We start from the raw sequence: 11,381 nt of genomic DNA, 5'->3' as shown, positions 1-11,381 counted from the left end.
CTAGGTATTATTTGCCTGATAATCAGGAGCGGTGTATGAAAAAAATAACCTCCGGAAGTGCTTTAAAGATAAGCACAACTATATCTATGGGATTTTCCATAATTATAGTCATCCTCGCTATCATCTCAACAATCTCTGTTTATTCTGTGAAAAAGTCCTTGGACGGAATAGAACAGATCAAAGAACTATCGCAAGATTCAAAAGAAATGACATCTCTCAGATCGGAACAACTCCTCAGCAGTCTCTACGCACGAGACTACTTCATGGACAACAGTGAAAAATCACTGGAAAACTATAATGAATCCAAAAACAGAATGATGTCCTCTATTAACCTTGCAATGTCCCACAAGGGAGCAGAAGAAAATGATACCATGCTTAGCTTAAGCGAAGGTCTCAGCAAATTCACCGAAACATTCGATGAAATATCAAAACTGATAGAAGACCGTAACGCTGCTATGGATTCATTTTACAAACATGGACTCGATATGCGTGCCTCGCTTACCAACATAATGGAATATTCCTATCAGACTGGTAATATAGATGTCGTATACCTGATAGGTAAAATGCAGGAACGTATAATGAGAGCACGTTTTTATGCTCTGGATTTTATCAAAACAAATTCAACTGACTCGCAGGATCAGGCATACGATGAAATAACGGTAAATCTCGACCAACTCATCAAGCAAGCCGACAAAATCATTACCAATTCTTATAACAAAGATCAACTTAACAACTTCAAGCACTCCAAAGAAAGCTTTCTTCAAACATTTAATGCTATCTCTGAAGCGGTTGAGAGTATTGAGCTCATGAATACTTATGTAATGAAAAAAACTGATGCTCAGGTAATGGACAGTGTCGCGATGATCAATACAGACCTGAACGAAAAACAGAATATACTGGATCAGAAGGCTTACCGGCAGGGGAAACACCTTGAGCTCATAACATATTCCGTATCGGTAACAGGTGTTATATTATCTATCCTTTTTGCTCTGCTGATAACCAGACGTGTCAAAAAGCCTCTGGGAGGTGAACCGGAGGAGATGGCTAAGATCGCAGACAATATAGCTGAAGGCAACCTCCGCATTATAGCTAAAAATACTAAAAACCCCACAGGGTTATATGCGTCTATGCTTAAAATGGGGCAGAACCTTACTAACATAGCTGAAAACATCAGAGAAGCGTCGGAAACCGTTTCCTCGGGCAGTGAAGAGCTCGCAAGCTCCAGCGAACAGCTTAGTAGTAATTTTTTTGATCAGGCTCAGCAGGTACACTCAATAGCCAGCGCACTTGAAGAGATGGCAACATCGTCAGAACACGTTCTGGACAACATCGACATAGCCATGTCTAAGAGTGACAATGCAAGCAGTATGGCAGCAGCAGGAAAAGAAAAACTGCACGCAACTAACAAGAGCATTGAAGCTATCAGAAAATCTACAGGTGATCTTGCAAACACTATAGAAAACCTCACCGGATCATCAGCAGAAATCAGTGATATCCTCAATGTGATAAACGACATCGCAGACCAAACCAACCTGCTGGCACTCAACGCCGCTATAGAAGCTGCAAGAGCCGGAGACGCCGGACGAGGTTTTGCTGTTGTAGCTGATGAGGTCAGAAAACTAGCAGAAAGAACTCAAAGCGCAATATCCGAAATAGATTCGATAATAAATTCTCTGCAAACAGAGTCAGCCTCTGCATCTAAAAATATGACTCAGGCTGAAAATGAAGTTGAACAAGGTGTACAGGCTCTTCAAGAAACCGAAGATGTCTTTAATGATATTGTATCTGCTGTGGATGAAGTCGTGCATTCAAATAATATGATCGTAACCGCTGTTACTCAGCAAAATCAGGCTATAAGCAGTGTGAATGAAAACATTCAGGCAGTTAGCCAGGGGCAGGCACAGAGTACAGAAGCATTAAAAGTGATCACCGCCACCATAAATGATCTGAGTGATCAGGCACAAAACATGAAACAAACTGTAGAAATATTCCAGACATAGCTCAACTAAAGGCAGTCTTCAAAGGCTGCCTTTTTCCATATCCCGCCATTCCTGCACGCTCTATACTGTCTTTACATTTTTAATAACTTTTCATAAGTGTCTGATCATAGAAGCAATTAACGCTAGGTATATCTTTCGTCTATTTAAACACGTTACATTAATAATACTTTACCATGTATACTGTAACATAAGCCTGAACAAATTCTTTAAAATCGCTGTTTAACTTATTAATAAAAACATATTTACTACATTAGTTTTTTTGATTTGAATCAATTAAAGCTATCGGGGGATGCAGTATTATCCCTCATCAGAAGAAAACAAAAGGAGGAACTACATATGGGTATGTTCTGTTATCAGTGTCAGGAAACAGCTAAGAATACAGGCTGTACAGTCAGAGGAGTCTGCGGAAAAACAGACGACTGCGCAAATCTTCAAGATGCACTTATATACGTGCTGAAAGGTCTCTCTGTTTATGCAGAGGCTGCCAGAGAAAATGGAGCTATAGACAACAAATATGGCAGATTTATCACTCAGGCACTCTTTGCCACTATTACAAACGCAAACTTTGACAATGCCAAAATCTATAAACTGATTCTTGCTGCATGCGATATCCGTGACGAGCTTAAATCTCTCGCAGGAAAAGATATCACTGTAGAAGGCGGAAACTGGAGACCTGCTAACATCGAAGAAGCAGAGTCTGTCGGAGCTGCACACGGCGTACTGTCACAGGCAAATGAAGATGTCCGTTCTCTCCGTGAACTCGCAATATACGGTGTCAAAGGCATGGCTGCATACGCTGACCACGCTTCTGTACTCGGCTACGAAGACCCTGTAGTTTTCGACCATATGATAACAGCACTCGCTTCCACCACTAAAGATCTCTCTGTGGAAGATATGATAGCTATGGTTATGAAAACTGGTGAAACTGCTGTAACAACTATGGCTCTTCTGGACAAGGCAAATACAGAAAGCTATGGAAATCCTGAAATTACAGAAGTTAATATCGGTGTAGGGAAAAATCCCGGCATACTTATCTCCGGTCACGATCTGAAAGACCTCAAAGAACTCCTTGAGCAAACACAGGGAACAGGCGTTGATGTTTATACTCACTCTGAAATGCTCCCTGCACATTACTACCCTGAGTTCAAAAAATATGATAATTTCGTAGGAAACTACGGTAATGCATGGTGGAAACAGTCTACTGAGTTTGATTCGTTTAACGGACCAATCCTCATGACAACAAACTGCATAACTCCTGTTAAAGATTCTTATAAAGACAGAATGTATACAACAGGCATGGCAGGCTACCCGGGGCTCACTCACATAGAAGACGCACCTGAAGGCAAGATGAAAAATTTCTCCGCTATCATTGAGCAGGCTAAAAAATGCCCTGCCCCGACACAGATAGAAGAGGGAAAAATAGTTGGCGGTTTCGCACACGCTCAGGTAATGGCTCTTGCTGACAAAGTTGTGGATGCTGTTAAATCCGGAGCTATCAAGCGTTTCGTTGTTATGGCTGGCTGTGATGGACGCCACAAAGAGAGAAGCTACTTTACAGATGTAGCCGAAGGGCTTCCGAAAGATGCCGTAATACTTACAGCAGGATGTGCTAAATACCGCTATAACAAACTCGCACTCGGCGACATCGGCGGTATCCCCAGAGTCCTCGATGCAGGTCAGTGTAACGACAGTTACTCACTTGCAGTAATAGCCCTTAAGCTTAAAGAAGTATTCGGTCTGGAAGATATAAACGAACTTCCTATATCTTTTGATATCGCATGGTATGAGCAGAAAGCAGCTACTGTTCTGCTTGCCCTTCTCTACCTCGGTGTTAAAGGCATAAGACTCGGACCAACACTTCCGGCTTTCCTTAGCCCTAATGTTGCAAAAGTGCTCGTAGAGAACTTCGACATCAAGGCTATAGGCGATGTTAAAGCTGATATCGACGCAATGATGGCAGGTGTATAATCCTGCCTGCTGAATAGAATAGTTTACAGGGCATCTTCTAATGGATGCCCTTTTTTTAACTTAATATGTTCTGCTTAACTTACCGGATCTCAGAATACCTTTCATAACCTGATTATTATAATCCTGAACAATAACCTGTGATCGAAACATATCCGGCAGTTCCACTAAGCCAAGAGTAAAAAACAATAAAATTCCAAAAATAACAAATATCTTAGAAAAGGAAAAAATCAGCACTAAACTAAAAATAGATAAAGCAAGATTTAACCCGCCCTGAAAGTTTTTCTTAAGGTAAAAATGATGAAGCCCCGACAGAAACATCCAGTTCAGAACGGCATAGGTGTCAGGGTCTTTAAGCTCTTTGTCGGCAGTCTTATAAAAGACGGCTCTCTGATCATCAGAAAGCGTTCTTACCTCATCACGAATCCTCTCTTCTTCATCGCTGACCTTCTCTCTGTCGTATCTGCGGAACATCTTATCTGCCCAGAGTAACGATCACGGCATCCCTGCTCCAGAAAAGAAGAAATCTCTTCTTCTCAAGAACTTGAAAAACTACCTGCCACCCACTTGCTGCTTCCTGATTCAGAGCGTTTTCAAGTTTTTTCAAAGGGATGCCCGATGCTCCGAGGAATATTGTCCCAAGCCCACCTTCAACGATATGAATCACTTTGTATTCTCTGTACTGCTGCATTTGTACACCTCTAATTAATTTTTAATGAACATAACATAAAAACAGTAAAGTTAAAGCAAAAAAAGGGCACATAATATCGTGCCCTAATGTAAGAGTTGTAAGGTGGATTATGTATTCAGCAGAATAAATTCTGCCTGCTAAACACCAGTTTAAGAGAATGAACCTGCCAGAATATCAACCCATTTGGAAATTCTGTCATCTGTCAGATTACTCTGGTTGTCTTCGTCAAGCGCAAGACCAATAAAGCTCCCGTTAACATAAGCCTTTGAATCAGAGAAGTCGTAATCATCTGAAGGCCACTGTCCGATAACTTCTGCGCCTGACACATTTTCGTCGATGAGCCCTATGCCATCCACAAAAGTCTCCGGATATGAGAATTGGTCTCCAGTGCCGAAATACGCAACTTTCTTCCCGCCAAAATCTATGTCGCCAAGATTAGCAACAAAAGAATCCCAATCATCCTGAAGATCGCCCATCCCCCATGTCGAGGTACCAAATATAACATTTTCATATCCGGCAATATCGTCATTTGATGAGCTTGCAATATCTTTAACATCAACTTCAAACCCTTTCTTTTTCAAAGCAGAAGCAATGGAGTCTGCAACAGACTGTGTTACTCCGCCGTTAGATCCGTAAAAAAGTCCTATTTTTCCCATATTCCCACTCCTTTAATTTTGAAGTCATGGTCTAATTATCATCATTGATACTGATTGTCAATATCAATATTAAATCAAAAAACAACAAAGCCGACGGAAATATGAGATAAAACAATTATAAGTGAAAATATGAATGATACGAACAATTTAAAAAGTGTTTACTTAAACGTGTCATTTTTGTTTGGAAAATTAGCTCTATCCAGTAAACTGTTTATTTCATTATAGATAAATAGAGAATCTTTTGATGTACTCCCTGCACAACGCCTGAATTTATCCCCATGCTTATTTATCCTCAACACTGCATTTATCTCTTCCAGAGTACCTGCAATATGCCTGTTGAAAAATCTGACAGACATCATACTGGAGATAAAAACAATGGTTGCCATAAAAACTATCCCCCATGCTCCGGCATTACCGATTTGCTTTGCTCTCATGTCTGCTTTTGTCATGGCATGCCTGTTTATCTGCCCCAGCAGCCTGATTGCATTAATAGTTTTTGCCTTATCTTCTGCATCTCCGGCAAGAGCCGACTCATAAGTCTTACTGATAACCTCTATTGCTGAAGTTTCACCTTTTTCTGTGATATTGTTTTCTGCTCTTTTCAAAGCCGCTGCAAAAATGGCAGGGAGAGAATCTGAGCGCACGCCATCATAAACTGCAATAGCACCAAGCATATCCTCGCAAGCTTCAAGGGAAACTTCGTTTCTTTCTATTATCTGTTCAATAGCAGGAGACATCCGCATAAACATCCATATCGCCCCAAAAGCCATAAGTACATTCAGTGATATTATAAGCCACGCACCTATTTTAAAGGAATGTAAATTTCTCATAAATCAGACACCCTTAATAAGCTTAGGTATTGCTGACTCTGTTGACACAATAATCATTGTATCATCCTTGTCGAGCGGTTCAGACGGGTTGGGCTGAAAAAGTTTCCCGGACTGTCCTTTCCTTATAGCAACAACCATAACGCCAAACCTCTTAGGCAGAGCTAACTCTATCAGTGTCTTGCCTATCATCTCAGGCAAAACACACATCTCTGTGAGGTGCATATTTTCACCCATTTCATTATCTATGATAATATTCTTAAACAAAAGTTTATTAGCAAACCTGTATCCAAATTCCTGTTCGGGGTCAACTACCTGATGGGCACCAACCAGAGACAGTATCCTCTGATGCATCTTATCGCTTGCCCTTGAAATAACAAGAGGAGCCCCCATCTGCCGTAAAAGCGCTGTGCATATGATCGAAGCATCTTTAGAATCTTCACCAATGGTACACACAGAAGAATCGCGTTTCTTAGGTTCAAGCTTGGCAAGCTCCGCCTCATCAGTTGCGTCCATCACAACTGCCTCTGTAACGAATGCAGAAGCTTCCTCCACCCGGTTTATTCGTTTATCAACAGCAAGAACTTCAGCGCCCTTCTCTGAAAGTGTTTTCGCCAGAGACATCCCGAAATGCCCCAGACCTATAATCAGTATCTGTTGTGCCATGTCGTCTTCTCCTCGTCAGGTGATAGTTATATTCTCTTCAATGTATTCTGTACCTGATGTATTGCCAGTGCCACTCATTATAGTGAAAAGAGTCATAGGGCCAAGTCTACCTGCAAACATTGTAACTATTATAATTATTTTACCTACTCCGTCCAGCATACCTGTTGCGCCTGTTGAAAGCCCCACAGTGCCTATTGCTGAAGTTACTTCAAAAATCAGTTCACGGGTAGGAATCTGCTGCGTCACCTCTATCATTATCACAGAGAGAAACCAAAATATAAACCCTGAAATAACTATCGTCACTGCCTTGTTAACTGTACTTTGTGCAATTTTTTTATTTTGCAGTACAATACTTTTTCGGTTGGTTATATTAGCCCAGAAAGTTAATGCAAGAATGCTTACCGCAGTCGTTTTTATCCCCCCAGCCGTGCCGCCGGGGCTTCCGCCTATAAACATAAAAATCAGCATGATGATGAGACTCGGGTTTGTTATATGCCCCAGCTCTACAGAGTTAAAACCTGCCGTACGCAGAGTCACCGACTGAAAAAGTGAGTTAAAAAGCTTATTTACCAGATTCATTCCTTTGAAAATGCCATTCCACTCAAAAATAAGCAGAAGCAGCGCACCTGCAAAGATTAATATTATTGATGTCCAAAGAGCCAAGGTTGCTCCCAGAGGAATTTTCTTACCCATTACCAATGCAGGGATAGAAAGAGCGATGACCGGTGCTATCCCGCCAAAGAATATAAGGAGCGCAACAGTATTTAAAATATAAGAATTGTTATTGTATGAAATCAAGCTATCAGATTGAAGAGCAAAACCAGCATTGCAGAAAGCAGACACAGACGTGAACACCCCTCGCCAAACTGCCTCGTCTATGCTGTCTCCGGTTCTGTAAAAAAGGACGATGAGTACTGCTCCACCTATAAATTCCAATGTAAAAGTATATTTCAGTATCATAGCAAGAGAGCTGAGAAGTGTCTTATGGTCAGTTTCAGTCATAGATGTAAGTACTGTCTCATGCTTAAGGCTCAAACGCTTACCAAATGTCTGTATTGCAACGGTGGTAAGGCTCATTATGCCTAGCCCACCCAGCTGAATCAGTATGAGAATTATTATCTGACCAAACATAGAAAAATCTTTGGGAGTATCCAGCACAATAAGCCCTGTAACGCAAACGGCACTAACAGACGTGAATACCGCATCAATAAAACTTATGTCACCCTTGCTCGTAGCTGCTGGGATCAATAGAAGAACAGTGCCAACAAGGCACAGAATGAAAAAAGAGGAAAAAAGTACCCTTCCCGGATGGGACATAAACACATCCCACCAGTTTTCTGCTGAACCATGCTGCTTCCGACAGATATAAAGCTGTGCTGTCGCCGCAACAGAAAAAAATAGCAGGACAAAATCCCAAAACTCCACCCCTAAGACTGTGACAGCAACTCCTATCGTTATATACATTATACTTGTGAAAACATTAAACCAGTTTTCTGATGAAACAGACCACCTGACAAATGCAAACTGAGAGAATACAAAAGACGTTAGGGGTATTGCCAGCAGAAGTGATGTCACGTCTTTTTCAGTAAAAACAACAATAAGGATAATAACAGTAAAAACGTGTAAAGCCACGCTAACATTTCTGAAATACTTTTTGACCAGATAACCTTCAAAATACTGCATGGAGGAAGAAAGATACACAGCAAAAAAGAAAAGAATGATAAAGAGAACATTTCCTGCAAGCATATACACAGGATTCTCCAACAGCATGGGCAGAAACGAAAAATAGATCAGAACCATTGATAGCAATCCGGAAAATTTACCTGTCTTAGTACCGTTATAGAATGCAAAAATCAGGTTCAGTATAACAGATAATACAGAGATGCCACATCTTATCTGGTAACTGAAAGGCAACACAGGTGTTATAATAAGAGAAAGCAGCGGCAAAGGAGTAAGGGTAAGTATGCCCCAGCTTACTTCATGGTCTGATGCAAAAAAGTTTCTAAAGGTATATTGATTCATATGATTGTCCTGCTTAAATATAGCCCTATTTTCAGTTTTACACACTAAAATTCTACTCTAACCGTTACTACGAAACATAAAGTAAACTGCTCCAACCATACAAAGACTTGCCAGCAAATAGTCAAGCCCCACTTTTTCTTTCATGTACATAACGCTGAAGACAGCAAAAACGCTCATAGTGATGATTTCCTGCATTACTTTCAGCTGACCGAGAGAGTAATACTGGTGCCCTATTCTGTTTGCCGGAACCTGTAGGCAATACTCAAAAAAAGCGACTCCCCAGCTTAAAACAATAGCAATGATAAGCGGTTTAGTACGCATATCTTTCAGGTGCCCATACCATGCATAAATCATAAAAACATTTGAGAACAGAAGAAGAACCACTGGGTAAAGCCTTGTCATATGTATCTCCTGACTTAAACCAGGCAGGATTATATGCTCAGGCAGCTAGTATAGCAAGAAAAAAGACCCCGAAGAAACGAGGTCCTGTTTTTTAATTCAAAACAACTAACAGAAGGTTTTATTTTTCACCTGTTATTGCCTCAAGCATCTGATCTTTCAAGGCGAAATATGCTTTATCATCATTCATATTTACTGTTCTCTCTGTTGTTCCATAGTCTACAACAAACTCTCTCTTAGCATCATCAAAATTTACAGTGCAGAAGTTGTTAAGATTTATAGCCAGAGCGTCGTTTTCACCTTCAAGCACAAAGACAAGTTTTTGGTTAAGCATTGAATACCTCATTTATTTAATAACACAGTAATACACTATTTATCAGAAAAGTATGCAGTAATCTGCACAAAAAAAGGGGAACCAAAAGGCTCCCCCTATTATAGTTCTATTATTAGCAGTGATTAAACGATTTCAGGAACATCCCAGTTATCGATTTTCATTGTGCCGTTTTTAGCGAGGTTCATCTGCATTTTGAAGCATCTGTCGAAGAGCTGAGGCTCATGACCGATACCTTTCGCAATGCAAATTTTAGTAGAGATATCAAGGTATTCCTGCATAATATCTTTGTAGTCAGGGTGAACACATTTATTAATGATTGTCTGTGCTCTCTCTTTAGGAGCAAGACCACGAAGATCAGCAAGCCCCTGATCTGTGACGACAACGTCAAGATCGTGCTCTGTGTGGTCAATGTGCGGAGCCTTAGGAACAACACATGTGATACCTGTAGGGTCTGTCTTTGTAGGTCTGGCAGAAGGGCAATGCATAATTTTCAGGAAGCCGTTTCTGAGGAAGTCACCAGAACCGCCAAGCCCGTTGATCATTCTTGTACCACCGACAAGTGTTGAGTTAGCATGTGCATACATGTCAAATTCAACAGGTGTATTCATAGCGATACATCCCAGACGACGAATAGGTTCCGGCGCATTAGACACAGAAAGTGGGCGCAGAACGATTTTATCAGCATATTTATCCCAGTTTGCGAAGAAACGTGGAAAGCCTTCTTTTTCAGAAAGCGAGAGTGAACATGATGACGCTGCATCTAGTTTACCGGAATCAAAAAGATCAAGCATAGTATCCTGAAGAACCTCAGTAAAAACAGTAAGGTGTTCGAACGGACCTTTTGCAAGACCACCGACAACAGCGTTAGCAATAGAACCAACACCGGACTGAAGCGGAAGAAGATTTTTAGGCAGACGCCCAGCTTTAACTTCGTCACTGAAGAACTGGATAATATGTCCGGCAATAGCTTCAGAGGTCTCATCGATATCGGTAAAAGCACGCCCTTTATCAAGGTGCTTTGACTCAACAATTGCGATGATTTTTTCAGGATCGCAATCGATGTATGTTTTACCTATACGGCTGTCAGCTTTTGTAATGTTGAATACCTGTCTGTTAGGAGGTGTCCCTGGTGTAAAGAGGTCGTGCATACCTTCAAAAGAAGGCTGACCTGTATTCACTTCTATAATAATTCTGTCGCATACCTGAAGAATTTCAGGGATAACACCACATGAAGACGTAGGAACAAGACCGCCATCCTCAGTTATAGCTGAAACCTCTATGATAGCGAGGTCAAGCTTGCCTGACTCAGTATCTTTTGTGTAGAAACCATAACCGAGATCCTGAGCAAAAAGTGAAAGGTGTTTGTCACCCATTCTGATGCGCCCTTCGTTGATCCCTTTAGCAATATTTTTACCTGTCTGATAAGGCCATCTTCTGTCTATCATGTCGAGTGAAGCCCATCTGTCTTCTGTCTCTGCACCAACAGATGCACCTATGAAGAGATTGAATTTCCATTTCCCCTGAAGACCGTTAGCCTCAACATAATCAGCAAGTGCAATCGGCACAGCTTTTGGGTAACCTGCAGGTGTAAAACCTGACCAGCCAAGGTTCATGCCGGGCTTAAAGAACTGAAGAGTCTCTTCAACTTTCATCACTTTTTTAAGAAGACTCTTACACCGTACTCTGGTTTCTAATTCAGACATATACTCCTCCATTTTAGGGTTATTTAGTTATTTTATCAGCTTCTATTCATCTTAAATGCACTCAGTGCATAGGATAGACTCAGTATCTTTATAACAAACTCAGCACACAGCTGAGACA

The 11,381-nt window shown here is 41.0% G+C and carries 11 protein-coding genes; 2 read left to right on the top strand and 9 right to left on the bottom strand.

Annotated features, from left to right (window positions below; all coding sequences use genetic code 11):
• Nucleotides 1-35 precede the first annotated feature (35 nt).
• Together DACET_RS06475 and hcp are read left to right on the top strand one after the other, a co-directional pair.
• Nucleotides 36-2,000, top strand: coding sequence for a methyl-accepting chemotaxis protein (locus DACET_RS06475; RefSeq protein ID WP_013010584.1), 1,965 nt, complete (start codon nt 36-38; stop codon nt 1,998-2,000).
• 342 nt (nt 2,001-2,342) lie between these two features.
• Nucleotides 2,343-3,968, top strand: a complete 1,626-nt coding sequence (gene hcp, locus DACET_RS06470; RefSeq protein ID WP_041230213.1) for a hydroxylamine reductase — start codon at nt 2,343-2,345, stop codon at nt 3,966-3,968.
• A 60-nt stretch (nt 3,969-4,028) separates the two neighbouring features.
• On the opposite strand, the gene DACET_RS06465 is transcribed toward hcp, so the two are convergent.
• The 9 genes from DACET_RS06465 to scpC all read right to left on the bottom strand — a co-directional run bounded on the left by DACET_RS06465 (nt 4,029) and on the right by scpC (nt 11,263).
• The gene (locus DACET_RS06465; protein ID WP_013010582.1) at nt 4,029-4,439 is read right to left on the bottom strand and encodes a TM2 domain-containing protein; all 411 of its coding nucleotides are present in this window, start codon (nt 4,437-4,439) and stop codon (nt 4,029-4,031) included.
• Nucleotide 4,440: 1 nt separating this feature from the next.
• Entirely contained in the window at nt 4,441-4,656 is a 216-nt protein-coding gene (locus DACET_RS06460) for a DUF4177 domain-containing protein (RefSeq protein ID WP_013010581.1), read from the bottom strand.
• A 149-nt stretch (nt 4,657-4,805) separates the two neighbouring features.
• Nucleotides 4,806-5,312 carry a flavodoxin gene (locus DACET_RS06455; RefSeq protein ID WP_013010580.1) on the bottom strand — a complete coding sequence of 169 codons (507 nt, stop codon included), beginning with the start codon at nt 5,310-5,312 and terminating at the stop codon, nt 4,806-4,808.
• 158 nt (nt 5,313-5,470) lie between these two features.
• Nucleotides 5,471-6,142, bottom strand: a complete 672-nt coding sequence (locus DACET_RS06450; RefSeq protein ID WP_013010579.1) for a hypothetical protein — start codon at nt 6,140-6,142, stop codon at nt 5,471-5,473.
• 3 nt (nt 6,143-6,145) lie between these two features.
• Nucleotides 6,146-6,805, bottom strand: a complete 660-nt coding sequence (locus tag DACET_RS06445; RefSeq protein WP_013010578.1) for a potassium channel family protein — start codon at nt 6,803-6,805, stop codon at nt 6,146-6,148.
• Between the two features lie 15 nt (nt 6,806-6,820).
• Nucleotides 6,821-8,827 (bottom strand): TrkH family potassium uptake protein, encoded by a 2,007-nt coding sequence (locus DACET_RS15505; RefSeq protein WP_013010577.1) that lies wholly within the window; start codon nt 8,825-8,827, stop codon nt 6,821-6,823.
• A gap of 57 nt (nt 8,828-8,884) precedes the next feature.
• Nucleotides 8,885-9,229, bottom strand: a complete 345-nt coding sequence (locus tag DACET_RS06435; RefSeq protein WP_013010576.1) for a DMT family protein — start codon at nt 9,227-9,229, stop codon at nt 8,885-8,887.
• A gap of 118 nt (nt 9,230-9,347) precedes the next feature.
• Nucleotides 9,348-9,560: a hypothetical protein gene (locus tag DACET_RS06430; protein WP_013010575.1), complete on the bottom strand. Its 213-nt coding sequence runs from the start codon at nt 9,558-9,560 to the stop codon at nt 9,348-9,350.
• Nucleotides 9,561-9,682: 122 nt separating this feature from the next.
• Complete coding sequence (gene scpC / locus DACET_RS06425; protein WP_013010574.1) at nt 9,683-11,263, bottom strand: succinyl-CoA:acetate CoA-transferase ScpC; 1,581 nt, start codon at nt 11,261-11,263, stop codon at nt 9,683-9,685.
• Between the last annotated feature and the right edge of the window lie 118 nt (nt 11,264-11,381).

The sequence above is a fragment of the Denitrovibrio acetiphilus DSM 12809 genome, assembly GCF_000025725.1.
Taxonomy (GTDB): Bacteria; Chrysiogenota; Deferribacteres; order Deferribacterales; family Geovibrionaceae; genus Denitrovibrio; species Denitrovibrio acetiphilus.
This window is presented reverse-complemented; position numbering and strand designations above follow the sequence as displayed.

Coding starts and splice junctions, on each gene's coding strand:
- DACET_RS06475 (WP_013010584.1), top strand. CDS start 36: ATGAAAAAAATAACCTCCGGAAGTGCTTTAAAGATAAGCACAACTATA.
- hcp (WP_041230213.1), top strand. CDS start 2,343: ATGTTCTGTTATCAGTGTCAGGAAACAGCTAAGAATACAGGCTGTACA.
- DACET_RS06465 (WP_013010582.1), bottom strand. CDS start 4,439: ATGTTCCGCAGATACGACAGAGAGAAGGTCAGCGATGAAGAAGAGAGG.
- DACET_RS06460 (WP_013010581.1), bottom strand. CDS start 4,656: ATGCAGCAGTACAGAGAATACAAAGTGATTCATATCGTTGAAGGTGGG.
- DACET_RS06455 (WP_013010580.1), bottom strand. CDS start 5,312: ATGGGAAAAATAGGACTTTTTTACGGATCTAACGGCGGAGTAACACAG.
- DACET_RS06450 (WP_013010579.1), bottom strand. CDS start 6,142: ATGAGAAATTTACATTCCTTTAAAATAGGTGCGTGGCTTATAATATCA.
- DACET_RS06445 (WP_013010578.1), bottom strand. CDS start 6,805: ATGGCACAACAGATACTGATTATAGGTCTGGGGCATTTCGGGATGTCT.
- DACET_RS15505 (WP_013010577.1), bottom strand. CDS start 8,827: ATGAATCAATATACCTTTAGAAACTTTTTTGCATCAGACCATGAAGTA.
- DACET_RS06435 (WP_013010576.1), bottom strand. CDS start 9,229: ATGACAAGGCTTTACCCAGTGGTTCTTCTTCTGTTCTCAAATGTTTTT.
- DACET_RS06430 (WP_013010575.1), bottom strand. CDS start 9,560: ATGCTTAACCAAAAACTTGTCTTTGTGCTTGAAGGTGAAAACGACGCT.
- scpC (WP_013010574.1), bottom strand. CDS start 11,263: ATGTCTGAATTAGAAACCAGAGTACGGTGTAAGAGTCTTCTTAAAAAA.